Source organism: Candidatus Paracaedibacter symbiosus, from assembly GCF_000757605.1.
GTDB classification, from domain to species: domain Bacteria; phylum Pseudomonadota; class Alphaproteobacteria; order Paracaedibacterales; family Paracaedibacteraceae; genus Paracaedibacter_A; species Paracaedibacter_A symbiosus.
On the sequence record NZ_JQAK01000001.1, the window covers coordinates 171,777 to 197,460 of the forward strand.

Annotated in this window: 27 protein-coding genes; 18 read left to right on the forward strand and 9 right to left on the reverse strand. The window is 41.7% G+C overall.

Going from position 1 to position 25,684, the window contains the following annotated elements:
- The coding region (locus tag IG80_RS12250) for a prolyl oligopeptidase family serine peptidase (protein ID WP_032112197.1) at positions 1-596 on the forward strand (596 nt) is incomplete at its 5' end.
- Positions 597-793: 197 nt separating this feature from the next.
- Here IG80_RS12250 and IG80_RS0100830 read toward each other — a convergent pair.
- Complete coding sequence (locus IG80_RS0100830) at positions 794-1,315, reverse strand: hypothetical protein (RefSeq protein WP_032112198.1); 522 nt, start codon at positions 1,313-1,315, stop codon at positions 794-796.
- A 99-nt stretch (positions 1,316-1,414) separates the two neighbouring features.
- On the opposite strand from IG80_RS0100830, the gene IG80_RS0100835 reads away from it, so the two are divergent.
- From IG80_RS0100835 to IG80_RS0100850, 3 genes are all read left to right on the forward strand, one after another.
- Entirely contained in the window at positions 1,415-2,785 is a 1,371-nt protein-coding gene (locus IG80_RS0100835; RefSeq protein WP_032113225.1) for an MFS transporter, read from the forward strand.
- A gap of 295 nt (positions 2,786-3,080) precedes the next feature.
- Positions 3,081-4,022: a thioredoxin-disulfide reductase gene (trxB, locus tag IG80_RS0100840; protein ID WP_032112199.1), complete on the forward strand. Its 942-nt coding sequence runs from the start codon at positions 3,081-3,083 to the stop codon at positions 4,020-4,022.
- 256 nt (positions 4,023-4,278) lie between these two features.
- Positions 4,279-5,391: a Fic family protein gene (locus IG80_RS0100850; RefSeq protein ID WP_032112201.1), complete on the forward strand. Its 1,113-nt coding sequence runs from the start codon at positions 4,279-4,281 to the stop codon at positions 5,389-5,391.
- A gap of 147 nt (positions 5,392-5,538) precedes the next feature.
- On the opposite strand, the gene IG80_RS0100855 is transcribed toward IG80_RS0100850, so the two are convergent.
- The 4 genes from IG80_RS0100855 to obgE form a co-directional block, all read right to left on the reverse strand.
- Positions 5,539-6,246, reverse strand: coding sequence for an amino acid ABC transporter ATP-binding protein (locus IG80_RS0100855; RefSeq protein ID WP_032112202.1), 708 nt, complete (start codon positions 6,244-6,246; stop codon positions 5,539-5,541).
- A complete protein-coding gene (locus tag IG80_RS0100860) occupies positions 6,239-6,895 on the reverse strand; it encodes an amino acid ABC transporter permease (RefSeq protein ID WP_032112203.1) in 657 nt (218 codons plus the stop codon). Before IG80_RS0100860 ends, IG80_RS0100855 begins: the two co-directional genes overlap by 8 nt.
- Entirely contained in the window at positions 6,892-7,653 is a 762-nt protein-coding gene (locus IG80_RS0100865) for a transporter substrate-binding domain-containing protein (RefSeq protein WP_032112204.1), read from the reverse strand. The genes IG80_RS0100860 and IG80_RS0100865 overlap by 4 nt, the downstream gene beginning before the upstream one ends.
- Positions 7,654-7,799: 146 nt before the next feature.
- Positions 7,800-8,846 carry a GTPase ObgE gene (gene obgE, locus IG80_RS0100870; RefSeq protein WP_032112205.1) on the reverse strand — a complete coding sequence of 349 codons (1,047 nt, stop codon included), beginning with the start codon at positions 8,844-8,846 and terminating at the stop codon, positions 7,800-7,802.
- Between the two features lie 249 nt (positions 8,847-9,095).
- Here obgE and IG80_RS0100875 point away from each other — a divergent pair, with 249 nt between their 5' ends.
- The 12 genes from IG80_RS0100875 to IG80_RS0100930 all read left to right on the forward strand — a co-directional run bounded on the left by IG80_RS0100875 (position 9,096) and on the right by IG80_RS0100930 (position 17,595).
- Complete coding sequence (locus tag IG80_RS0100875; protein WP_232224297.1) at positions 9,096-9,320, forward strand: hypothetical protein; 225 nt, start codon at positions 9,096-9,098, stop codon at positions 9,318-9,320.
- A 66-nt stretch (positions 9,321-9,386) separates the two neighbouring features.
- Positions 9,387-9,542, forward strand: coding sequence for a hypothetical protein (locus IG80_RS0100880; protein ID WP_232224298.1), 156 nt, complete (start codon positions 9,387-9,389; stop codon positions 9,540-9,542).
- Between the two features lie 161 nt (positions 9,543-9,703).
- A complete protein-coding gene (locus IG80_RS0100885; RefSeq protein ID WP_032112208.1) occupies positions 9,704-10,453 on the forward strand; it encodes an SDR family oxidoreductase in 750 nt (249 codons plus the stop codon).
- Positions 10,453-10,863, forward strand: coding sequence for a dihydroneopterin aldolase (locus tag IG80_RS0100890; protein ID WP_032112209.1), 411 nt, complete (start codon positions 10,453-10,455; stop codon positions 10,861-10,863). Before IG80_RS0100885 ends, IG80_RS0100890 begins: the two co-directional genes overlap by 1 nt.
- 165 nt (positions 10,864-11,028) lie before the next feature.
- Positions 11,029-11,445: a methylmalonyl-CoA epimerase gene (gene mce / locus IG80_RS0100895; RefSeq protein ID WP_032112210.1), complete on the forward strand. Its 417-nt coding sequence runs from the start codon at positions 11,029-11,031 to the stop codon at positions 11,443-11,445.
- A gap of 112 nt (positions 11,446-11,557) precedes the next feature.
- The gene (locus IG80_RS0100900; RefSeq protein WP_032112211.1) at positions 11,558-12,343 is read left to right on the forward strand and encodes a TatD family hydrolase; all 786 of its coding nucleotides are present in this window, start codon (positions 11,558-11,560) and stop codon (positions 12,341-12,343) included.
- Complete coding sequence (locus IG80_RS0100905; RefSeq protein WP_052045816.1) at positions 12,331-13,134, forward strand: MBL fold metallo-hydrolase; 804 nt, start codon at positions 12,331-12,333, stop codon at positions 13,132-13,134. The genes IG80_RS0100900 and IG80_RS0100905 overlap by 13 nt, the downstream gene beginning before the upstream one ends.
- Before the next feature lie 128 nt (positions 13,135-13,262).
- On the forward strand, positions 13,263-14,594 hold the full coding sequence (locus IG80_RS0100910) for a DEAD/DEAH box helicase (protein WP_032112212.1): 1,332 nt from the start codon (positions 13,263-13,265) through the stop codon (positions 14,592-14,594).
- A gap of 57 nt (positions 14,595-14,651) precedes the next feature.
- A complete protein-coding gene (locus IG80_RS0100915; RefSeq protein WP_032112213.1) occupies positions 14,652-14,849 on the forward strand; it encodes an NUDIX domain-containing protein in 198 nt (65 codons plus the stop codon).
- Positions 14,850-15,480: 631 nt separating this feature from the next.
- Positions 15,481-15,741, forward strand: a complete 261-nt coding sequence (locus IG80_RS0100920) for a helix-turn-helix domain-containing protein (protein ID WP_052045818.1) — start codon at positions 15,481-15,483, stop codon at positions 15,739-15,741.
- Positions 15,742-16,689 carry a HipA domain-containing protein gene (locus tag IG80_RS0100925; protein WP_032112214.1) on the forward strand — a complete coding sequence of 316 codons (948 nt, stop codon included), beginning with the start codon at positions 15,742-15,744 and terminating at the stop codon, positions 16,687-16,689.
- A 216-nt stretch (positions 16,690-16,905) separates the two neighbouring features.
- The gene (locus IG80_RS0100930) at positions 16,906-17,595 is read left to right on the forward strand and encodes a hypothetical protein (RefSeq protein ID WP_032112215.1); all 690 of its coding nucleotides are present in this window, start codon (positions 16,906-16,908) and stop codon (positions 17,593-17,595) included.
- 326 nt (positions 17,596-17,921) lie between these two features.
- Here the strand turns inward: IG80_RS0100930 and IG80_RS0100935 are convergent, their stop codons facing one another.
- The 4 genes from IG80_RS0100935 to dapF form a co-directional block, all read right to left on the reverse strand.
- Positions 17,922-19,439, reverse strand: coding sequence for a phosphoenolpyruvate carboxykinase (ATP) (locus tag IG80_RS0100935; protein WP_320408878.1), 1,518 nt, complete (start codon positions 19,437-19,439; stop codon positions 17,922-17,924).
- 148 nt (positions 19,440-19,587) lie between these two features.
- Complete coding sequence (locus tag IG80_RS0100940; RefSeq protein ID WP_198027056.1) at positions 19,588-20,433, reverse strand: TIGR01459 family HAD-type hydrolase; 846 nt, start codon at positions 20,431-20,433, stop codon at positions 19,588-19,590.
- A gap of 312 nt (positions 20,434-20,745) precedes the next feature.
- Complete coding sequence (locus tag IG80_RS0100945; protein WP_032112218.1) at positions 20,746-21,369, reverse strand: HAD family hydrolase; 624 nt, start codon at positions 21,367-21,369, stop codon at positions 20,746-20,748.
- A complete protein-coding gene (gene dapF / locus IG80_RS0100950) occupies positions 21,369-22,190 on the reverse strand; it encodes a diaminopimelate epimerase (RefSeq protein ID WP_032112219.1) in 822 nt (273 codons plus the stop codon). The genes IG80_RS0100945 and dapF overlap by 1 nt, the downstream gene beginning before the upstream one ends.
- Positions 22,191-22,554: 364 nt before the next feature.
- On the opposite strand from dapF, the gene IG80_RS0100955 reads away from it, so the two are divergent.
- Together IG80_RS0100955 and recG are read left to right on the forward strand one after the other, a co-directional pair.
- Positions 22,555-23,547, forward strand: a complete 993-nt coding sequence (locus IG80_RS0100955) for an RluA family pseudouridine synthase (protein WP_052045820.1) — start codon at positions 22,555-22,557, stop codon at positions 23,545-23,547.
- A gap of 5 nt (positions 23,548-23,552) precedes the next feature.
- The gene (gene recG / locus IG80_RS0100960) at positions 23,553-25,646 is read left to right on the forward strand and encodes an ATP-dependent DNA helicase RecG (protein ID WP_032112220.1); all 2,094 of its coding nucleotides are present in this window, start codon (positions 23,553-23,555) and stop codon (positions 25,644-25,646) included.
- Positions 25,647-25,684: the final 38 nt, after the last annotated feature.

The following is a 25,684-nucleotide window of genomic DNA, read 5'->3' on the forward strand; positions in this document are numbered from 1 at the left end:
TTCGTGGAGGTGATGATCTGGGGTATCAGTGGTATCTTGACGGCAAAATGTTGAATAAGAAAAACACCTTTAACGACTTTATCGATTCAGCAGAACACTTGATCAAAGCGGGCTATACGAAGAAAGGATCCATCTCAGCCATGGGTGGTAGCGCTGGGGGAATGTTGATGGGGGCCATTGCGAATGATCGCCCTGATCTATTCAAGGCAATTATTGCTCATGTGCCCTTTGTCGATGTGATGAACACCATGTTGGATGAACAATTACCGTTGACACCGGGTGAGTTTGTTGAGTGGGGCAATCCCAGGGAAGAATCTTATTTCAATTATATTTTGAGTTATTCACCTTATGATAATGTTAAGCCTCAAACCTATCCAGCGATCTATGTGACAGGGGGGTTGACGGATCCCCGTGTCACCTATTGGGAGCCAACCAAATGGGTCGCAAAGCTGCGAGAGTATAACACTGGTCATCAACCTATTTTGTTGAAAATGCATATGGGGGCGGGTCATGCCGGGGGCTCCAAACGTGACGAACGGTTGTACGAAGATGCAGAAGACCTTACTTTCCTTCTCAAAATCTATGGGAAAGTGTAAAGGGAAGGGGCTTTGTTGCCCCTTTTTTAAGCTATCCCAAGATTTCTTTTGAGATCCGTATGGGTCCATTTTGCTTGCAAGTTCCTCCAAAATTCTTGGATTAGGTAAATGACGACATCGAAAGTTGGCATCATTTTCAGCTAAAATTGGCTCAAAATCCTCTTTGTGTGTATGAGGTGCACAGAATCTAGTCATTATCACCGTTGAAGAGAAAGAGTGTTGATTAGTAATGCATCGTAAGCTAGACGATCGCCAGCTTTTTGTAGCACAGGATCTGTCAACTTTGTAGCTTGGAAACCTTGATCCCGGAGTTGCATGAAGAAAGTTATAAGGAGGAGTTCGCTAAAATTAGAGAGTTCCTCAAGATTTTCTGTTTGGTTTTTCATCACTTCATAATATTGTTTTATCGATGAAATATGAGTAGTTGGATCAAGGGGGCAAGCAAGGGTTTCATGGTTTAATATATTTAAAAGCCGGTCACAATCGAATATCCCTTTATCACAAATTTGCCTAATAAGGGCTGGTGTTTTGCTATTATCGATATGCTTAAAATCAAAAGAGACAGGCTCAGCAAAGAATTCCTCGTAAAGTTGTGCTATTTGTTGATGAGAAGGTGCTATATCCAATTGCGTGTCATGGATATCAGTGGCCTTTACTGATGCGGTGATAGTTTGCAAGGACAGCCCCAAGAAAGCGGTGAGAACAAATTTTGATGCCATTATAAAAACCTTTTAAAATTTAATTAAAATAATATTATTTAGGATTGTTTAAACAATATCTTCTAAAATAAATCTAGAGTTAATTTTTTGCTGGGAATGATATCCATGGAAAAAACAGATGGATTACCGCTGATTGATCGGCGGTGGGCGATGCTAACGATTGCCTTGGCAATTACGATGTCAACTCTGGATAGCACTATTGCGAATGTGGCGCTGCCGACTATTGCGCGGGATTTAAACTCCACTCCCAACAGTTCGATCTGGGTTATTAATGCCTATCAGTTGACGCTCAGTATCTGTTTATTACCGCTTTCTTCCTTGGGTGATATTGTTGGCTATCGCAAAGTATATTGTGCTGGGTTAGCTATTTTTTCAGCTGCTTCCCTTGCTTGTGCAATTTCATCAAGTCTACCTGCTTTAACTCTCGCACGCGTCTTGCAAGGAATTGGTGCTGCTGGGATTCTGAGCGTAAATGCGGCGATTATTCGCCTGATTTATCCTAAAAAAGAATTAGGGCGGGGGATAGGTCTCAACGCCTTTATTGTGGCCGTCTCTGCGGCACTTGGCCCTACGATTGCCGCCGGTATTTTAGCCATTGGAACGTGGGAGTGGTTGTTTGCGATCAACGTGCCGATCGGTCTTGTAGCGCTACGGATTGCCACCACACACCTGCCTGATTCCCATAATGGTTATACCTTTGATTGGGCAAATGCTGTTTTATGCGCAATGACGATTTCGATTTTGATCATCAGTATTGACGGTGTTGGACATCAAGGGAAATTGATTCAGGTAGCCAGTGGCTTGCTTTTTGCTTTTGGGATGGGAGTTGTTCTAATTCGCAGAGAGCTGACCGTTGAGGCACCACTTTTTCCCGTTGACCTCTTTAAAATCCCACTTTTTGCGTCTTCTATTGCCACATCGATTTGCTCATTTATCGCTCAGATGGCAGCATTCACCAGCTTACCATTTTTTATGCAATATGTGTTGTTACGTAATGAAGTTCAAACGGGATTGTTGATGACCCCTTGGCCGATTGCAACGGCGATTACGGCACCTCTCGCCGGAAGACTAGCCGACCGCTATTCTGTTGGGGTTCTGGGGGGGATAGGACTCCTGATTTTCTCTGCGGGACTTTATTTGCTGGCAGGCTTATCGGCTGATGCAACGGACGCCAGTATTATGTGGCGAATGTCTATATGTGGGGCCGGATTTGGGTTGTTCCAGTCGCCTAACAACCGAGCAATTTTAGGTTCAGCACCAGATAATCGCAGCGGTTCGGCTAGCGGCATGCTGGGGACCGCCAGACTGCTTGGCCAAACAGTGGGAGCGGCGCTTGTATCACTTGTTTTTGGCTTAGTCGCAGCCGGCCCGACGCGCATCGTCTTATATGGAGCGGCGATTTTATCCATCGTTGCTGCCTGTGTCAGTATGATCCGGATCGGCCCGCGTTATCGATTATCAAATGAGTAAATGAACGCTCCCCGATAGAGGGCTTTTTTTAGTCTGATTTAAGACATCAGTTAAAATCTAAGCGGAATAACGCCTACACAAAAGCTACATCGTGAGGCTTTTGACAATTCTACTTTAAAATACCTCTTTTTTATGAGGGGATTACCATAGGAAGGCTCTCGGATTTGTTGGTATGAGGGGGATAAGGAATGATCATACGAACAAATCCTAGCATGCCCCAAATATTAAGCTCGATTTTTTCTGAAAAATTCCCCACAATATGCATCAATTATAGGTTACAAAACGAGAGAATAAAATGACAGACACGAAAAAGACAAAAGTCTTGATTATTGGCTCAGGTCCAGCTGGCTATACGGCAGCCGTTTATGCAGCTCGTGCTAATTTGAAACCGATTCAGGCTTTAGGGCTACAACCTGGTGGACAGCTAACAATTACAACTGATGTGGAAAACTACCCAGGGTTTGCTGAGGTCATTCAAGGCCCTTGGTTAATGGAGCAAATGCGGGCTCAGGCCGAGCATGTGGGTGCCGAAATGATTGAGGATATGATTGATAAAGTTGATTTTTCCAGCCGTCCGTTCAAATGCTGGACTGATGGGGGGGACCTTATTGAGGCTGAAACAGTTATCATCTCTACCGGCGCGCAGGCACGTTGGCTGGGGCTGGAGTCTGAAGAAAAATTCCGTGGTTACGGCGTTTCTGGTTGTGCCACGTGTGATGGTTTTTTCTATAAAGGAAAAAAAGTTATGGTTGTGGGTGGGGGCAATACAGCCGTTGAAGAAGCAATTTATCTGACAAATTTTGCTGAAGAAGTGATTTTGGTGCATCGTCGGGATAGTTTGCGCGCGGAAAAAATAGCTCAGGAACGTCTCTTTAAAAACCAAAAGATTCGCATTATTTGGGATTCAGCCATTGATGAGATTATGGGCACTGATTCTCCTAAAAGCGTTAATAAAGTTCGCCTAATGAATGTTAAGACCAATGAAATGCAATATATTGACGTTGATGGTGTCTTTATCGCCATTGGCCATACACCCATGAGTGATCTTTTTAAAGGGCAAATCAACCTGGATGAGGAAGGATATATTTTAGTGAAAAATGGCGCGACTGGCACAAATATTGAAGGTGTTTTTGCTGCTGGTGACGTACAAGATAAAGTCTTTCGTCAAGCCGTCACAGCTGCAGGGCAGGGATGTATGGCGGCGCTTGAAGTGGAACGGTTTTTACACAATAGTTAATGAGTGATCTTAATACTCCAATTAAAATGGAGCGCGATAGGAGAAAATACCGCTCTCATGAGGACTATTTTATATATCTGAGCCGATTTTCTCGTTGTATCGATTCATTTTTAACAAATAAACGAGCCGATACAGCCTTTAATCGGCTCAAAGCAAAAAAAGAGCCGATTAAAGAGCACTATTAGCTCAAATAACTATTTTTTTGAGCCGATTTAATGGTATATAATAATCATATCCTATTAAAGGCACAGCTACTATGCGTTATAACTGGCAAAATCCTGAATGGCCTCACTTTGAGTACAATCTTTCCAACGTCCAAACTATTCTTTATCAGTATGCGCAAGAAGTTAGTCTGTTAGCAGGGGCGGTGAGCCAGCTGCCGGATGCTTCATTTACCGACCTTCTCATTGATTTAATGGTTCTTGAATCCACCAAAACTTCCGAAATAGAAGGGGAAATTCTTCAGGCGGATGATGTACGATCTTCAATTCGATTAAATTTGGGGCTTCCGCATGCCGATATGAATGTTTCGGATGACAGAGCCAAGGGAATTGCAGAGTTGATGCTAGATGCACGCCATACATTTAATCAACCGCTTACCAAAGACATGCTATTTAGGTGGCATCGGATGGTGATGATGGATGAGACCTCTTCCGTGGAGGAAATTGGGAGTTGGCGAAAAAATTCTGAGGCAATGCAAATTATTGCTGGCGCCATCGGGCGCGAGAAAGTGTATTATGAAGCACCTCCTGCCGACCAAGTTGAAGCGGAAATGGAGCGCTTTTTGGCATGGTACAATCAAACTCAGTCAAAAGGAGATCCTTATTTACCTGGCCCCGTTCGCGCCGCTATCGCCCATCTCTATTTTGAAAGTATCCATCCCTTTATAGATGGAAATGGTCGTATTGGGCGTGCAATTGCTGAAAAAGCCCTTTCACAAGATATTGGGTCCCCTGTTTTGTTTAGTATATCAAGTACAATCCAAAGCAATCGCAAAGAATATTATCGCATGCTTAATTTGTGCAGCGGTTATTCTTTGGAGATAACAGAGTGGATCGACTTTTTTGTGAACATTCTTTACAAATCTCAACTTGAATCTAAAAACCTCATTCTATTCATTCTGAAGAAAGCCAAATTTTGGCGCGATTATGCCAGTCATATAAACATACGACAAGAAAAAGTGATCCACCGAATGTTTGAAGAGGGGCCTTCAGGATTTACAGGCGGCATCAGCGCAAAAAAATACATGAGTTTGACAGGCTGTTCCAAAGCCACTGCCACACGCGATCTTGCTGATCTTCTTGAGAAAGGAATCCTTTATAAACTTCCTGGCGAGGGGCCTAGTACCCGGTATGATATTCAGTATTAGAGGGGGGAGCTGACCATGACAGCCAAGGTCAACCTATAATCAACAATGCCGAGTACTCCCTCCGGACCAGACTTCACGGTGATAGTCAGAGGGGCTTTGGTTTTTTCCCTCTTCTTAAGATTAAATAAAACGAGCCGCTTTAAAAAATTACACCTTCATTTTATCGATAAACGTTTTGGCCCTAGCACTGGTTGGTGCATTAAAAAACTGTGTAGTACCGCAATTTTCAACCAATTTTCCTTGATTTAAAAATAGGATATGATCGGCAATCAACTTACAGATTTTGAGTTCATGCGTTGCCATGATGATCAACCGGTCACCGCGCTTTGACTTTAAAATCAGCTGCGCAACGTCCTCTACCATTTCTGGATCAAGGGCAGAGGTGGGTTCATCAAACAACAAAATATCCGGATCCATCATCAAAGCTCTGGCAATCGCGACACGCTGTTTTTGCCCCCCAGATAATTGCCCTGGATATAAATCTTTTTTATCACTCAATCCAAACTGTTCCAAAAGCTGCACAGCTCTGTTTTTCGTCTCTGATTCTGCCATTTGCTTTAACTTGACGGGCGCATAAGTAAGGTTTTTTTCTGCAGTCATATGGGGGAACAAGTTAAAACTTTGAAAAACCACACCAATTTTGCTTGGTGCCAATGCTTCAATAGGAGTGCCGTTATAGAGAATTTTGCCTGCTGAAAGAGAGGTGAGGCGGCTTAAACAACGCAATAGCGTTGATTTGCCACTCCCTGAAGGGCCAAGTAAGGCAACAATTTGACCGTTGTCTAAGTCGCAAGAGATTGAATCCAAAATCTTGAGATCGTTAATAGTTTTAGAGACAGCATTAATCTTAAGCATAGCGGAGCTTCTGTTCTAGTTTTTTGGCACAAAAACTGATCAACATTACCATCACATAATAACAAGCAGCAGCAATAACCAGGGGTTCAAAGTAAAGATATTTTTCGCTGGCAACCTTTTGCGCCTGTCGTAACAGATCGGCTTCTCCAATCGTCGAAACAAGGGCAGATTCTTTTAATAAATCAACCATTTCATTTACAATTGCTGGCAGAACATTGCGAATGGCTTGGGGCAAAATAATACCCAGTAACAGTTGCTTTCGGCTTAAGCCCAATACTCTGGCTGCTTCCCATTGACCAATATCAACGGACTCAATCCCCGCTCGAATAATTTCAGAAGAATAAGCGGCTGAATTTAGAGAAAAAGTCAAAACACCAGCCTCAAAAGCTGAAATGGTATAACCAGTTAGCTGGGGGGTTGCATAATAAATCAACCCCAACTGCACTAAAAGCGGTGTGCCTCGAAAAATAGAGGTATACCCTTGAGCAAAGCTGCGCAATACCTTTTGAGGAGATACCTTTGCCAATGCCAACAAAAAACCCAGCGGCAAACCACAAGCAAGTGATGTGAAAGTGAATTTTAAGGTGACGATTAACCCTTCTAAAATCATAGGAATAGAAGGGGCAATTGCCGCAAAATTGAGGGTCATTTCTGAAGCCACTTCTGTTTTAGTTTCTCAATCGTACCATCAGCATTTAATTCAGCCAAGGCTTGATTAACCTTCTCTTTTAAAACCGACCCTTTAGGCATGGCAATAGCAAAACCTGCATTATCATCATCCCCAAGTGGAACAAGGCGCAAACCTTCATTGTTTTTCATCAAGATTTCAGCTTCTTTTTGTCCCACAAGAATACAGCTTATCCGCCGCGTTTTAAGTTCTTGAACCAATTCGGGGACCCGCGGTAGCGTCTTAATCGTGACACCCGCTGCTTTTTCCTTTAAATCACTATTAGCATAGATTTCATAAATTGATCCAGCTTGAACCCCCAGAGCCATCCCTGTGAGATCCGTAATATTGCGCACAGGTGAGAGATCACTGCATACTAGAACCCGCGCAGTTGTGTAATATTCTTCAGAAAAATCAACAGCTTCTTTTCTCTCTGGCGTAGCGGTGAGAGCAGACACGGCTAAATCCGTTCTGCTCGACTTTAAAGATCCCAAAATACCATCAAATGACATATCATTCACTTGGATTTTGATGCCAAGTTTATCCGCAATAGCTTGAGCTAAATCGATGTCAAAACCAACAATTTTACCATCTTGTAAAAATTCAAAAGGGGGATAATCCGCACTGGTTGCCACGGAATAAACTCCTTTTTCAGCAGCAGCAGATTTGGTGTTTTCATCTGAACAACCGGCAACGAACGCAGATACAATAAGGAGAGTTCCCAATAATTTTTTTAACATAGTTGACTCCGGCTTTTTAACAAAAGTTGTTTGGAATATACTGATATGTTGGTCATCCTGAATTTATTTCAGGATCCCACTCTCATCAGTAAATGCTGAATTCAGTTCAGCATGATCATTTGGAGGGCAGTATGTGCATTCGCGCATCAGCCCAATGGATGGTAAGGTTTTTCTTCAACGGCAGCACGCTCCCGTCGTCGTCGGCTGTTGTTAATGTGGGTAAGAAGTTCTGCTAAAATGGGTTGGACATTTTGACCTGTTGCACCACTGGTGGCAAAAATTTTGTTATGTCCACAGGCTTTTTTCAACGCGGTAAGCTTTTCTGCTATTTCTTCTTCTGTTAAGGCATCGCATTTATTAAGACCAACAACTTCCATTTTTTCGCTCAAGCCATAGCCATATTGGTCGAGTTCATTACGGATTGTTGTATAAGCTTCCACAACCTCTTCGCTTGTGCCATCAATCAAATGTAAAATGACTTCGCAACGCTCTACGTGTCCCAGAAAGCGATGTCCCAGCCCGGCCCCTTCATGGGCATTTTCAATCAAGCCAGGAAGGTCCGCCAACACAAATTCCTGGTCATGGACATAAACAACGCCCAATTGGGGAGCTAATGTTGTAAACGGATAATCAGCGATTTTAGGTTTTGCCCGAGTCACTGCTGCTAGAAAAGTTGATTTTCCGGCATTTGGGAGGCCCACAAGACCTGCGTCAGCGATTAGCTTTAATCGCATCCACACCCACATTTCTTGCCCATCCCAACCCGGTATCGTCTTAGTCGGCGCCTGATTAGTAGATGTTTTAAAGTGGAGGTTTCCAAAACCACCATCACCCCCATGGGCAATGACAAAACGTTGACCTGGCTCAACCATGTCAACAATTAGGGTTTCTTTATCATCATCAAGGATTTGGGTGCCGACGGGAACCTTTAGAACAAGTGTCTTGCCATCCGCGCCCGTTCTATTGCGTCCAGCACCATTTCTGCCATTTTCGGCCCGGAAATGTTGCTGATAACGATAGTCAATAAGCGTATTTAGATTTTCAACAGCTTCAATGACAATATCTGCTCCTCGACCGCCATTACCGCCGTCAGGGCCGCCAAATTCAATAAACTTCTCACGGCGAAAACTGCAGGATCCGTTGCCACCTTTGCCAGATCGAAGATATATTTTTACTTGGTCTAGAAATTTCATTGTCTTAGTTTTTCTCTGTTATTGTATTAGATACATAGTAAATTTTGAAGATAATTTAAAGGGAAAATATTGATATTGATTATTTATACTCAAAATACTTGAAGAGACGAGATTATGGCCAGTAGAATTTGATACGACTTTATTTCTTGATGTGCCACCCCCGACGTTTTGTAAATTTGGGAGAATGTGGAGGGGATAGACTCTCAAGACGACAACTTTCGTGACAATGCCGAATTTGTTAAAAGTGCTATGCACTCAGTGCCTGAAGCCCTAAAAGCGAGTTTACAGCCTCCATTGCAACCTCTGGGGACGGGCATACTTGATGATAAGTCCCCAGGAATTATCAAGGAATTTCAACAAAAAGAGGCCCGTATTCTCATTCTTTCTGGCATTTTGACTGGCAAGTGGTCGCATATTTCTGATATTATGATTTGGCGCATAAACAACCTTAATAAAGCTAGACAGTATTTTTGAAGAATTATATACTGCAGAGGATTTTAAATTTCGGAGATAAAAATGAGCCTTTCACATATAACAAAAATGCTAAACTTTTTCATGGTTCTCGGTTTTGTAATTGAGACAGCCACAGCGGAAACTGTTTCGCACGATCAAACAACTCAACACCAAGCAGTATCTTCACAAGATCAAAATGAGGATGAGTTGTTAGATGATGAAGTGATGGCTGACGAAGACTAGATTTTCCAAAATCTCACCATTTTCTTCGCCCGCCATTGTGCGAGCGGCAAAAGCGCTGTGGGGTAAATCCGTGCTTTATTTAAAATATACATGGATCACTGCGTCTTCTTTAAAGTCTTCATAATTGCAATCATAAGCATAACAATGTAAAGGACTCAATAGTGCCCCAAACAGTTTTAATTACAGGCGCGGCTAAGCGAATAGGGCGAGGACTCGCACTTGACTTTGCTGCCAACGGTTTTGATGTTTGTGTGCACTATCACGCCTCAGAACAAGAGGCGGGGACTTTAGCGGAAGAAATTCGTGCACTCGGTCGAAAAGCCTACCTGATTCAGGCAGATTTGTCGTGCGAGAAAGAGGTTTGCGAGGTTTTTTCAAAGCTTTTGGATGTGGTTAAGCCTATTTCGGTTCTTGTTAACAATGCCTCGACCTTCAAATATGACAGCATTACATCAGCAACGCGAAACAGCTGGGATTATCATCTAGAACCCAATCTGCGTGCACCTTTTATACTTGCCCAAGATTTTGCCAACCAAACCAAAGAGGGGCTGATTCTTAACATTATTGATCAGCGGGTTTGGAATCTAACTCCCCATTATATAACGTATAGTTTGAGTAAAGTTGGATTGTGGGGGCTAACCCAAACATTGGCTTTAGCTTTAGCCCCCACTATTCGCGTGAATGCTATTGGGCCGGGACCAACTTTGCGTAACGAAAACCAAACTGAGGCACAGTTTGCTGAACAATGTCGCAGCATGCCCTTAAGGCGAGGGGGAAGTATTGAGGAAATATGTGCCGCAGCTAGGTTTTTCTTAAGCGCACCTTCAGTTACAGGCCAAATGATTGCCGTTGATGGCGGCCAACACCTAGGCTGGGCTATGCCAAAAGATGCTAAAGTGAGGGAAGATTAATGACTGAAGTTACCCGGGTCCCCCCTTCACATTCTGAAAATAGGGAGGTAGAAAACCATAATAATGTTTGGGTTATTTCCGTTCGAGAGCTGGTCTTGCCATGTTTTATTGGTGTTTTTGATTATGAGAAACAAGAAAAACAGCCTGTTCAGATTTCTATAAAATGCTATGCACGTCTTTTGGCGCCTATTGATGAAAATTTTAGATATGTCTGCTATAACAAACTTATCAAAGAAATTGAGGCTTTTGTGAATAAAGGTCACATTGAACTTGTTGAGTCTTTAGCGGCAGAAATTTGCCGAATTTGTTTTGAAAATTCAAGCGTTTATCGTGTTTGGGTAAGTGTTGAGAAATTGGCAGTTTATCCTAACGTGACAAGTGTAGGAGTTGAGATTGATAGATATCGTTGAATTTTTTGTCATTCAGATAGTGTCATTTTGGAGAGGTTAAGCAACGTGGCAATTTTCTGCCCCTCTCAAAGGCTCGAAATGCAATAATGGTTACTTTCTTTCTCACCAATCTGACGTCGATTTCTGGCTTCACATCTTTGGCTCTCTTTATCTTGGGTAGAAATCATGCTTAAACGATTAAATCATATTGCAATTGCGGTTCCTAATTTAGAACAAGCAACCTCCTTTTATAGGGATATTTTAGGGGCACAGGTCTCAAAAGCCGCTGATTTGCCAGAGCATGGAGTTACAACAGTGTTTGTCAATCTGGATAACACAAAAATAGAATTGCTTTTTCCTCTTGGTGAAAAATCACCAATTGCTGGTTTCCTGGCAAAAAACCCAACGGGTGGTATTCACCATTTTTGCATTGAAGTAGATGATATTTTTCAAGCGCATTCCTATTTAAAAGAGAAGGGAATTCGCCCCCTTACCGAACCAAAACCGGGCGCTCATGGCATAAATGTAATTTTTCTGCATCCTAAAGATTGTTTAGGCTGTTTGGTTGAGTTGGAAGAAAGTAGCAGCAATAATATTGAATAGACTGACTTTTTCGAGTAAAACTATATTTTAACCTAGGAGGGATTGATTGAGGAATTTCTTCTAAAGATTGATCCGCCATAAGTAAACCATTTTTAGTGGGTAATAAATAAATATGCTAGTCGACAGCCATTGCCATTTGAACTTTCCAGAATTTTCAAATGATTTACCAGACATAATTAAAAGAGCCCATAATCTGGGGATCGAAACCATGTTGACGGTGAATACAAGGCTATCTGAAGCGCACGAACTTCAAAAAATTGCAGATACATACGACAATATTTTTTGTTCAGTGGGGGTGCATCCCCATGAGTCGGCAGACTATGCAAAACCAGGTCTTAAGGCAGAAATTATAAAACTTGCCCAACATCCAAAAGTCATTGGCATTGGTGAGACAGGCTTAGACTATTTTTACAATAATAGCCCAAAAGGTAGCCAAATTGATTCTTTTGGGCAGCATTTAGACGCTTCTATCCAACTCAGTTTACCTGTGATCATTCACACTCGAGATGCTGATGAAGATACGATTGCGTGTCTAAAGAAATATCCAGCTGCCAAGGGAGTATTTCATTGCTTTAGCGGAGCGGCTGATTTAGCGCGCCAAGCTCTTGAGCTTGGCTACTATATTTCATTCTCAGGGATTCTTACCTTTAAAAAAGCAGAAGAACTACGTGAAATTGCTAAATTCGTTCCTCTTGATCGTATTTTAGTGGAGACAGATTCACCGTTTTTGGCGCCGATTCCTCATCGCGGTAAGCGTAATGAGCCAGCATTTACGGTTCACACGGCTGAATTGCTGGCAGAATTAAAAGAACTCTCTTTTCCCCACTTAGCAGAAGCGACGACTAATAACTTCTTCAATCTCTTTACGAAGGCTTATCGGGCAAAATGCGTATTATAATTCTGGGGTGTGGCTCTTCTGGCGGTGTCCCACTTATTACAGGAGAGTGGGGGAATTGCGATCCAAATAACCCCCGAAATCGCCGCCGACGTGCCTCCATTCTCTTAGAGATTCAAGGAAAAATCATCCTGATTGATGCGGGACCGGATATGCGCGAACAGTTACTTGATACGGGAATCACTAACATTGATGCAGTGATTTTTACTCATGCTCATTCAGACCATCTGCGTGGAATTGATGATCTCCGACAATTTGCCATTCGCAACAAGCATCCTATTCCTCTTTACGGCGATGAACATACTTTAAAAAGCATCAAAATTAATTATCCTTATGCCTTATGCCAAGTGGATGAGTTTTACCCAAGTTTTGTAACTGTTCATCCTTTTTCCGAAGGAAAGATAGTTGTCGCAGGTATTGAGATGTGTGCGTTTCCCCAACATCATGGGAATATGGTATCGTGGGGATTTCGCGTTGGGGATTTTGCCTACTCTACAGATTTTCATCATATTCCTGATAAATCATTGAGCCAGCTCCGTAGGCTAAAATGTTGGGTTGTTGATTGTTTGCGTTTTAAACCACATCCCACCCATTCTTTTTTTGCTCAAACAGTGGAGTTGATTCAAAAGCTACAGCCAGAACAGGCGATTTTAACGCATATGAATCAGGATTTTGATTATGATGAGGCAGTTAAACACCTGCCACCGGGCATTCAGCCAGGTATTGATGGGATGATTGTCGAATTCAGTGGAGAAAATGTCATAATTTATGATAAGGTTTCTATGTTATGTTGAATTTACTTGTAAATTTATTGAAAATGCATAAATAGAATGTATAAAGTAAGAAAAACATAATTTTTAAAAACCCTATTTGGGATCTGGGAATAGAATGCCTGGATGTAAAAAGAGAAATTTAGGTATCAATGAGTTTTGAAACAACAGGTTTATCGAAAAACCTATTAAAAACAATACGGGAAATCGGCTATGTATTTCCCACATCAATCCAACAAGAAGCTATTCCGGAAATTTTGCAAGGTAGAGACCTTCTAGCTTGCGCGCAAACTGGGACAGGGAAGACTGCTTCTTTTGCTTTGCCAATTGTCGATATTCTACAAAATACCCGCAAGCGAAATCGCTTACCCCGGGCAATCATTATGGCACCCACGCGTGAGCTTGCAGCCCAAGTTGAAGAAAACATCATTCAATATGCAGGTGGTACAGGTCTTAGCACAGTCTTATTGGTAGGGGGTGAGATCGTCACCAGCCAAGAACGTAAATTGAAAAAAGGCGTTGATATTATTATCGCAACACCGGGTCGATTGATTGATATGTTTGAACGGGGGCGCATGGTCCTCATCGACATTAAGATAGTGGTGATTGACGAAGCAGATCGCATGCTTGACATGGGCTTTATGCCAGACGTTGATCGCATTTTGGCAATGCTGCCTAAACTTAGGCAAACCCTTTTATTTAGTGCAACGATTGCTAAAGAAATCCAGCAAATTTCCAGCCAATATCAACTTAATCCGAAACAAATTACTATTACACGTCAAGCAAAAACAGCGGATACTATTGACCAGCATGTAATTCATGTTGACACAATAAACAAGCGCAAAGTGATGCGTAAAATCTTATCAGAACACCCAAGTAATGAGCCAACGATTGTTTTTTGCAATCGCAAGCGAGATGTGGACATAGTAATGCGTTCTTTGGTGCGCCATGGATATGCGGCACAGGCTTTTCATGGTGATATGAGTCAGCATGCCCGTAACGACGCGCTTGATAGTTTTAAAAGAGGCGAGTCGAGGATTTTAGTAACGAGTGATGTGGCAGCGCGCGGGATTGACGTCTCGGGTGTGACGCTTGTTATCAACTTTGATATGCCGGTTAACAACGAAGACTACGTTCATCGTATTGGCCGTACAGGGCGGGCAGGGAACACTGGTAAAGCTATCACCTTTGTTACAAAATCAGAAAAAGCAAAATTAAGCCGATTAGAACATCTGATTAAAAAGACAATTTCGCCACTTATGGTTGAGATTGCAGAAGAAGAAAAAGCGCCTGTGGTCGTAAAAGAAAGATCTCAAAGGCCGGAAAGAGCAGAGAGATCATCAAGAATACGAACCAGCAACAATCGAATACTGAAAGAGGAAGAATTTCCCTCTAATTCAGGGCCGATTATTGGTTTTGGTGATTTCATTCCGGCTTTTATGTTGATTGATCCGTATAGCAAAATGAATGCAACAACGGCATAGTTGGTAAGAGAAAGAAGGGGGGGCATGCCCTAATTTACAATTGAGTAGGAGCTAAAAATGATCTGTCATAGTATGGTACCAACTTTTCCTCAATTACGTCGTGCTCCGACATCAAAAATTTTTGCAGGACATTGGCATCTGCCGACTGGAAAAATTGAAGAAGGAGAAAGCCCCCGTAATACTATTATTCGTGAGGGTAGAGAACAGATTGGAACTTCAGTCTCGCCAAATCTAGCAACGGTTGTCTTCATTTGATCCATCAACAATATGGGAGGATCTATGTTTGTTTTTTGTTGACAAAATCGGGGCAGAACAACCCTATAATGTTGAACCAAAAAGCACGATGCTCTGTCTTGGTTTGACCCCATGATTCCGGTTATTGAATTTGGGCTAGTCCAGTTTCAGAAAGGAGAATTATACGGTGAGTTTACCTTTGAAAATTTTTATAGCAGATAGTCACGATTGTTAGTTGCTATTAGTTAATAATTTAACATAATATTGATTATAAGTTTTATCGATATCGATACTGCTATATTGCTGACTGCTTATCGTTTCTTCGCGGTTTATCCTTTAGCATCAAAGTTATTCGACCACCATTCACTGTTTGAAACCCCGCTTTTTCATAAGCACGTATAGCCCCTTGATTGCTTGTATCTGGTATGATTAATCATTTTACACTTTGAAGTGTGAGAAATGAAGGTTTTGGAGCAACACTAGGAAGCCACTTTTTCAAAAAAGAAGCAAAAGCCCCTCTCCTACTTTTTTCAAAAAAACGAATATAGATTGTTAAAAAAATCAAAATGCTTCTTTTTTTTAAAACAATTAAGAATAGGATAGAAAAAAAACTTCGTGATGATAAATAATAGAAAGAAAGCATTCAAATAGTATGAAATTAACGGCCCATAAGCTTGGCTACCACATCCCACTTTTACGGAAAAAAGCAGGCCTCTCGCAGGAAAATTTAGCCGAATTGTCAGGATTAAGCCGCACTGCCATTCAAGGGATTGAAGCGGGCAAGGAATCACTGCAGATTGATACATTGCTGAAAGTGTGCCATGTTCTTAACATTCGCTTATCCTTTGACCATCCCTTGTTAATCAAAGAAGAAACTGATGCTATGACTGGTGAGTGGGATGGAGAAAAGTAAATGCGTTGTCCGATTACCTATGAGGTTATTAAAGATTCTGGCAAACGTTATAGTCAGAAGGGATTGCAACTGTTATCAAAAAACATTAAGGATTTAAAGGATTTTTCCTATCCCCGCCATGCTCAAATTAAACAGGCGCAAGTCATGATGGAAAAACTTAGGACTCATGAAATACAGCCAAAACTAAAGGTATCACTCAATCCAACAAAAGAAATTTTTGAAATTATTGAAAAAGGAAGCACCTTTATTTTAAAGCCCCCAAGCCTACTTTACCCCTCTTTGCCCGAGAATGAGGATTTGACCATGCGTCTAGCAAAATCAGCAGGTCTAGATGTCCCATTGCATGGCTTAGTTTACAATACAGATGGCCTTTTTAGTTTTTGGAGTCGTCGTTTTGATCGCCCCTCGCTTAAAAGTCCCATTCGTCTTCAATTATGTACCCAGAACTTTACTCAATTGGCGGAGACGACTCAGAAGCAAACAGATCAAAATTCATTAGAAAATGTGGTTAGAATCATTGAAAAGCACACAACTTTTCCTCTATTGGAAAAAGAAAAGCTATTTTGCCAGGTTATTTTCAATTTTCTTGTCGGAAATACCAATATGCATTTGAAAAACATTTCTCTTATCACTAAGAATCAAGTGGTCAAGTTGTCTCCTGCCTATAATTTGATGAATACAGCCATTCTAAGAGAAATTAAAGACGATGAGGAAATGGCGTTATCACTCAATGGAAAAAAGCATATGTTGCACAGCCATGATTTTATCAATTATTTTGCTATTGACTGTCTAGGAATCCACCCCGCACGCATAAAAAAAATGGTAAAAAATATCATTCTTGCGACTAAAAAATGGCCAGAGATCATTGATGTTTCGTTCCTACCAACACCAACGAAGGGTGTTTATTCGGGACTTATCAATAAACGCCTTAACCAATTGCTAAGGTAGCTTCGGTCCCCCATTGCTATCAATGCGATATGCTAGTGTTTAGTTAAAGACCGTGGAATTCCAAATAACTGCTGGCTATTAAAAATTTCTATTTTTTCGTTTATGCAAAGAAGACCCCTTGAATTATCCATTCACCATACCAACATGAAAACTGTCAAGTTTTAAATTTAAAGCACAAAAATCTTAAATTAAAGTAAGATAGGAATAAATATTTACATGAAAAAAATTATTACAAGTTTTCTAACAATTATGGCTTTCGACAGTGCCTATGTATCTGCCCAGGAGAGTAATATTTGGACGTTCAACAGATTGGACCAGTCGACCCCAAAATTGTGGAAAGACGAGCGGGTACAAATTAATGAATCAGTACTTAAATCTCAAACTATCACTCTGACAGAAACGAAAGACCAATTAGAGCAACCAGCAGAGGGAGGAAATGTTTATAAAGATAATTTGTATAGTGCAGCTCAGTTGGGTGCTACAGCCGCAGGATTAGGTCTTACATACCTCTACGGGCCAACGGCATTGTTCTGGGGAACCTACTACGGAAGTTCTTATCTACTAGCTAAAGTAGGTATTGAAGGCCTTACCGCTCTCTCAGCAGCCACAAACGCGGCAATGATGATTGGGAACTCCCCAGTAGCTAAGGCTGCTTTGGTCACAGTTGGTGGTTTTGTCGCCAAGCATGGCGCTACCGTAGCTTTAAAAGCAGCTGAGATTACAAGCAATATTGCTTTGGCAGGCGGTAAATCTGCCGTTAATGGCACTTGGTCTTTAGGTAACTATGCCTATAACCGCTTCTGGGGCAGTACTACACCTACACAAGAAGAAGGACCAAAGTCGATCTCTAGAGAAGAAATGAGAGAAGCAGCTCTCCGTGCTGCTGAGAGCCGTATTGTTAACTAGAGAGGTAAGAAAAACACTTAGCCTCTGCTACTGTTCTTGGTTCTTTAAGGACATTTAGTCCCGTTTTCTAAGCCTTTATAGCAAGGACTTCCCTTGCTATAAAGTAGAAGGCAAATAATACATAATTTCGGCCATAACTCTTATAATAGTCCTCATATTAGTAATAGTCCTCATATTAGTTAATCAGAACCTACTTCAATAGTAAATATACAGTTTTGAATAAATTAACTCTATTAGCGTTATCGAAAATAAATTTTAACAATAGGTAAAAAAATAGGTAAAAATTATTAATCTACAAACTAATCAGCAATATTACACAAAGTACCTTATAAGATTTTGGCAAATCCTTTAGCATGATAATTTTCTTCAAATTTTGCCATTAACTCTTTCGCTTTTGCCAGATAATCGGACTCATTTTTCCACAGCCTTTTTGGATCCAATAAATCTGGATCAATACCTGGCACCTCCATTGGTACATAGAGATCAAAGGGATGGGTTTTCTTAAATTCCACAAAATTTAAGGAATTATTAACAATGTTGGAGACAATCTGACGGGTCGTCTTAATGGGAAATCGTGTCCCCCCCTCCCCATAAGCACCTCCGTGCCAACCTGTATTGACCAGATAAACACGCGCACCAGTTTTCTTTAATTTTTCAATCAAAATATCAGCGTAAATTTTAGGATGACGACTAAAAAATGGTGCGCCAAAACATTGACTAAATGTTGACTTAACACCTTTACCATGCCCAAATTCGGTACTACCAACTAATGCTGTATAGCCACTCAAGAAATAATAGACCACCTGATCAAGGGTAAGTTTGGAGACGGGCGGGAGCACGCCATAAAGGTCACAGGTAAGGAAAATAATGTTATCCGGTTGTGGGTGTAAAAGTTTCAACGCTCGTCCTGGGATAAAATCAAGTGGATAGGCCGCTCTTATGTTTTCTGTCAATGAATCATCCGCAAAATCAGGAGTTTTAGTTGTTGGGCTCAAGACAGTGTTTTCAAGTAACGTTCCGTGGCGAAGCGCTGCCCATATCAAGGGTTCATTCTTTTCCGATAAATGGATACATTTTGCATAGCAACCACCTTCAAAATTAAAGACACCCTCATCAGCCCAACCATGTTCATCATCCCCAATTAGTTGACGTGCCGGATCTGTAGACAAGGTGGTCTTGCCAGTGCCAGATAGACCAAAAAACAAGGCTACATGCCCCTCTTCTGATCGGTTAGCTGCGCAGTGCATGGGCAGAATATTTTTTTGTGGATAAAGGAAATTAAGCACAGAAAACATCGCCTTTTTCATCTCACCCGCATAAAGCGTGCCACAGATCAAAATTCGTTTGTGAGTGAAATCCAGTACAATCGCGGCTGAGCCGGGTAAGTTATATTTAGGGCCGTCAAAGTCAAATTTAGATGCATTCACCATCAGCCAATCATGCTGTGTTGTCTCAGTGTCGGGCGCAATGAATAGTGTTTTACAAAATAAGGTATGCCAAGCAAGGTTACATTGGACTTTAACGCTGACGCGGTGGTTTGGGTCAGCGCCAACCCAATTTATAGACTCAAAAATATCATGTCGATTTAATGAATCGTACGCATCTTGCCATAAGTGCTCAAAATCACTATTTGAGTAGGGTTGATTGATAACGCCCCAATCTACCACATTTTCTGTTATGGAATCTTTAATAATAAAACGATCTTTGGGTGAACGACCAGTCCTGGCGCCAGTTCTAACATTTAGTGCCCCATTACTGGCCAGCTCCCCCTCTCCATTTTTCAATGAAAAATCAATAAGTTGATCGCTGTTCAAGTGTGAGTAGATTATGGCAACCATTTTGATATTCCTTCTCTGGAACTATAACGTCTCCCCTAAAAAGATTGAGGCACTTTACAGGACTGCCTATGGGGAGAGATAAATTAATTAACATGCATGCGATATCCTGTATTCTTCTTCTCTTCCAGTATTTTGGGTAGACAGCCAAGAGAACCTACCATAATAATTGGGGGCAGAGAAAAGTCGGGACAATTCCTTTTCGGATAAAGAAATTTTGTAATTCATTTGAAGGAACTTTCGAAAGCTCCTCCTTGTGATTTCCCATGGAAACAAGCATCCCATCAAACCCCATCTGATTTGCTCCTTTAATATCGGTAATTAAGGAGTCACCAATCATCAAAATCCGCTTATTACGATGTTTTTCTAGAATCTCCTCATAAATTGATGGGTAAGGTTTGCCCACATAGATAACTGGCCCCCCCATTTGCTCATAAGTCCTTGCGAGTAAGCCAACTCTAGCAAATCTTTCATTATTCCTTGTTGCGTACATATCCGGGTTCGAACAAACGAATAAGATATTGTGACCCAACGCTTCTTCTAGCATAGATTTATAATTGGACATATCGATAATTTCTTCTGCAATATGAAAACCAAGAATAATATCTGCATCACAAAGAGCAGGGACTCGCGTAAGACCCGCTACTTTATCCCAAGTACAAGCCAATCCTTCTTCTAAAATGAGGGCTCTAAGCGGTCGAGGTCGATCAGGCAGAATTTCATTATTAAGAAACATCTCCAAGCACTTTTGTCCAGCTGAAATCATTTCGGTATAAAATTCACAAGATAGCCCCATGCCTGTCAATTTGACAATATTTTCAGCACTCGTTTTGGGATTATTCGTAACAAGATAAACTATCTTTCCAGCTTTTTTTAAGTGCTCTAAGGCTTCTATTGCAGGTAAGAAAACTTTAATACCATTATGGATAACGCCCCAGAGATCAATGATGAAGACCTCATAATCATTGGCAATGGCGCGTAATTTTTGGATACTTTGTACCATCGGCATATCATTCAGTTTTAAATTTCCTTACCTATCAATTTAGTAACCTCCCCTTTAGATATGGTTAAAAGCAATGCTTTTTTAAAAAATAAACGCTTGCGCCTGTTATCTCTGGAGAAAAGAGAGGAATCTGCATTGACCTCAACACAGCCCCTTCCCTTTTTTATTTTTTGATAAAAGTTTAATGCCCTAGATTAATCAGCACTCTCAATGGTGTTAGGATAAAAATTAAACATCTGTTTTTGTGTAATATTTAAGATATTTGCAGATATTCATGCTATTTTTAATAGGATTTCCCTCATTATCGATAAACTATAAAGAAGAGACTTGAATGGGATAAGTCTTAAGCCACTCTTGATACCAAGGAAATCTTGCATGGCTGCACCCAATAACAGTCATCCCTGCAGCCAATCCCGCCTCAACTCCAGCAGGGCTATCTTCAATGACGACACACTCTTTTGGAGCATAACCCATGGTAGATGCAGCCAATAAAAAAAGGTCTGGTGCCGGTTTGCCGTGTTTTACTTGCTGTGACGTAAAAATAGCTGCTCCTTCAAAATACTGTAGCTGATTAGTAACTGATAAGGCTGTGATTACACGCCGACGCTGACTGCTAGAAGCCAGGCAAATTTCTGTTTTGTAATAAGACAATTTCTGTAAGACGTCGAGATTTAAAGCATTAAGTTCGCCTTCAAATGCCTTTATGACTCGCTCTTGTTCCTCCTCCCAAAAAGCATCAGAAATATTAACTCCATACATCTCTCGCAATAATTCTCTTGAGTGCTGACGATTAATGCCCGTTAAATAGCGTATACTTTCTTCAACCGAAATCGCACAACCAACTTTCTGCAAAGCCTCTGCGACCACTCGATGCGCAATAATTTCGCTGTCGACCAACACCCCGTCACAATCAAAAATCATCAACTTTTTAGGCATTAAATATCTCCGCCAAAATCAAATTCACCACGAAAAGTAATTGTTGCTGGCCCGGTCATTAGAATCGGCTGGTTTTCTTTCCACTCGATTATAAGATCACCGCCGGGCTGCGTGACAGTTACGGGCCCCTCAACCAATCCCTCCCGGATTGCTAAAACCGCTGTGGCGCATGCTGCGGTCCCACATGCACCTGTTAAGCCGCTACCCCGCTCCCAAACAATAAGCTTAAGATGTTGCTGTCCCCTGACTTCTGCAAAGGAAACATTAATGAGTTGGGGAAATAGTGAATGATGTTCCAGCATCGGGCCTATTTTTATAACATCAATAAGGCTAACATTTTCAAAAAACGCGACCAGGTGGGGATTTCCAACATTCAGAGTATAGTAAGGAGAGATTTGGCCTTCAATAATAGGTAGAGCATGTAATCCCTCATGGTGCTGTGGGATTTCCGTCCAATGGAATTTGGGCATTGGCAATTCTATCTGAATTTGCTGGGAAGCTTGCTTGAAAACCTTTAAAATGCCGCCTTTTGTGTGAAATGAAAGCGTCTGATCTGGTTTACCATCCCTGTCAAATAGCAATCGCCCTAAAGCGCGAGATCCATTCCCGCATGCCGCAATTTCTCCTCCATCGGAATTATAAAAACGTACATGGTAGTTGTGATGGAAAAGTTCACGGTAAACAATGACTTGATCACATCCAATGCCATGCCTTCGATCTGCAATTTTCTGAATGAGGGTTGGGGATAAAAGTAAATTTTCCGGCGCCTCAAAAATTACAAAATCATTGCCCAGACCATGAGCTTTATAAAATTGGATCATTAATTTTTCAGAAAAGTAAGCAAAAAATATTATCTTCAATTAACTTGAAGCCATCCAATTATGTCAAGCAGATTTCAAGGTAATCTTTAACTTAATTATTATCAATTCTTGCCCTGTTCTTCCCCTTCAACTTTTGTCTACACCAGCAGCTACGCCTTAAGGTGGTCGGTGAAATATCGTATGGCAGATCATTAGGAAAAACCATTTACCCTCCGAAATCTCCTAAGAACGTACTTTTTTTTGCGTAAAATCCTCAATAATTATTATTTGGCGCTTTTGCAAGGGTAGCTACGAGCAAACGCTTGCACATCATCTTAAAACAGCGATATAATAGGCCCAAACCTATTATAAGAATAAATAAACGATGCCACCTAAACAGCCACAAATATTTGTTGTTGAAGATACTGAATCTGCTCGTCTTGACCGTTGGCTCAAGCGCCAAATTCCTCATTTGGGGCAAGGATTGCTTGAGAAACTCCTGCGGCAAGGCAAAATTAAGCTAAATGATAAAAAAGTAAAATCCAGTGAGCGTATCCAAAACGGCGATGTGGTGAATGTTTATATCGACCTAGCAAGCCTTCAAGAAAAGCTAGAAACTATAACGCCGGTGAAAAAACCAACACCTGAACTTGCTCTTTCTTCTGACGAAATTGCCTGGCTAGAATCCCTCGTAATTTGGGAGGATGAAGATTTTTTGGTCCTCAACAAACCCAGCGGGCTTGCGGTTCAGGGAGGCAGCAAAACGACCAAGCACATAGATGGCTACTTACAAGCCTTAGGTAAAATCAAAAACAAACGTTACCGTTTGGTCCATCGCCTTGACCGTGATACCAGCGGCGTTTTCATCATTGCTAAAACGCTGGGTGTGGCAACGCATTTAACCGAATTATTCAAAGAAGGCAATATTTTTAAAACTTACTGGGCCGTTGTTCTGGGGCATCCTAAACCAGGTATTGGCAAAGTCAAAGCCCCCTTAATAAAAGAAAAAGCTGATAAAGAAAAAATGGTGGTTGACGAAAAGCATGGCAAAAAAGCTATCACTGTTTACCGAACCGTTAAAAAACTTATTTCTAAGCGAAAGCCTGAACTTACTTGGCTAGAATTAAATCCAGAAACAGGCCGAACTCACCAAATTCGTGTGCACTGTCAATACATCGGCTGCCCTATTATCGGAGATGGCAAATACGGTGGCCGGGAGGCGACTGAAGTTAGTAAAAACATGCACTTGCATGCTCGCGCCATTAGTGTCACAGATTGCAATGGCAATAAATTTACTTTTACCGCCCCCCCACCAAAACACTTTGAAGAAACGCTGCTTAGCTATAATATCGACTGGAGTAAAAACTTACATTCATAAACTACATGCAGAACATCCCAATTCACCCGCTTTTTGCTCCATTAGAAACGCTGCCAGGCATTGAAGGCAGGCGCAAATCCTTATTTCAACGCCTCTTAGGTGCCCGGGTTGTGGACGCACTTTTGCATCTTCCTTCTAATATTATTCAATACCGTCCCATTCAGTCAATTCTCCAGGCGGAATCCGGGGAAAATATAATTATTGAAGTTGATATTTTAAGTCATACTCCCAGCATACAACGGACGAAACCTTATAAAATTATGTGTACAGATGGCAGGCATACCTTTGAGATTATTTATTTTAATGCCGTCAAACCTTATTTACAAAAGCTATATCCTGTCGGCGCTCGCAAAATCATTATTGGCAAAGTGGATCGCTATCTTTCGCAGGCCAAGATCGCTCATCCAGATGCTGTACTTGATACGGCTAACGCTCAACATCTCATCACCCATGAGGTGATTTACCCTCTCACCACAGGGGTAACCAATAAATGCGTTCAGCGCGCGATTAACCAAGCTCTTTCCCGCATCCCAAACTTTCCTGATTGGTTGGATGAAGCTCATGTCAAACAACATGGTTGGCCTAGTTGGCGCGAGGCGATTCTAGCGGTGCACGCTCCTAAAACCACAATTGATCTGTCATTACAATCAAAATTCAGGCAGAGATTGGCTTTTGATGAGTTTCTGTCTCATCAACTAGGATTGCAGCTTGCCAGACAACACCAAGTACGCACTCTTCCAGGACTTACTCAAAAAGGAGGTGGTCAGCTGGTACAAAAATTGCTTAGTGCCTTGCCGTTTGAGCTAACCGACGCGCAAAAACATGTCGTGCACGAGATTTTTGAGGATATGGCCTTGCCCCATCCTATGTCACGTTTAATTCAAGGTGATGTTGGCAGTGGTAAAACAGTGGTGGCGCTAATCGCCATGCTCAAGGCAATTGAGGCTGGTAATCAGGCAGCGATGTTAGCGCCAACGGATATCCTGGCACGTCAACATGCGGAAACAATTATCGACCTTGTCGCCCAAATTGGTGTGAGAGCGGCCATCTTAACTGCCCGTGAAAAAGGCAAAGCAAAAACCAAAATCCTAGACCAATTGGCGAGTGGCGAAATTGACTTAATCATTGGGACCCACGCGATTATTCAAGATAAAGTTGAGTTTAAAAAATTAGGCCTTGCTGTGATTGATGAACAGCATCGCTTTGGCGTTGAACAGCGCTTACAACTCAGTAGTAAGGGTTATAACCCTGATGTTCTTGCCATGACTGCCACCCCTATTCCTCGTACCCTTCAGCTTGCTAACTATGGTGATATGGATGTCTCGATTATTGCCCAAAAACCAGCAGGCCGATTGCCCATCCAAACAAAAGTTATTAATCTTGATCGCCTTGAGGAGATCGTGGAAGGGGCGAAACGCGCTCTTGAAGAAGGCGCCAAAATTTTTTGGGTTTGCCCCTTGGTAAAAGAATCTGAAGCCCTGGACCTCTCTGCTGCTGAAGATCGCTTTTTGCATCTCCAACAAATTTTTGAAACCCGCGTTGGCCTCGTCCATGGCCAGATGAAAGCCCAAGAAAAAGACGCGGTGATGGATCACTTCATCAACGGCAATGTTGACATTTTAATTGCAACAACTGTCATTGAAGTGGGCGTCAACGTCCCGGCGGCAACTATCATGATTATTGAGCATGCTGAGCGTTTTGGCCTCGCACAACTCCATCAGCTTCGTGGCCGGATTGGCCGAGGCGACAAACCTGGCACCTGCATTTTACTATACGGCAAACAACTTAGCCAAGTGGGCCGCAAACGCTTGGAGACCATGCGCGAAACATCCGATGGATTTAAAATTGCCGAAGCAGACTTGAAACTTCGCGGTGGAGGCGATGTGCTTGGCACGCGTCAAAGCGGAATGCCCGGATTTAAAATTGCTGACTTTGTTGAGCATCCTGAAATTTGCTCTACACTTTTATCATTAGCTAATAAAGAAGCCAGACGTATTTGCAAAGAAGATCCTCTTCTTGAAACGCCAAAAGGCCAGGCATTGGCCTTCTTACTAAAACTTTTTGGTCGTGATGAAGCCATGAAATATACACGTTCTTGAAATGTCATTATTTTTCCAATCTTTTTTAAAAAGTTTTT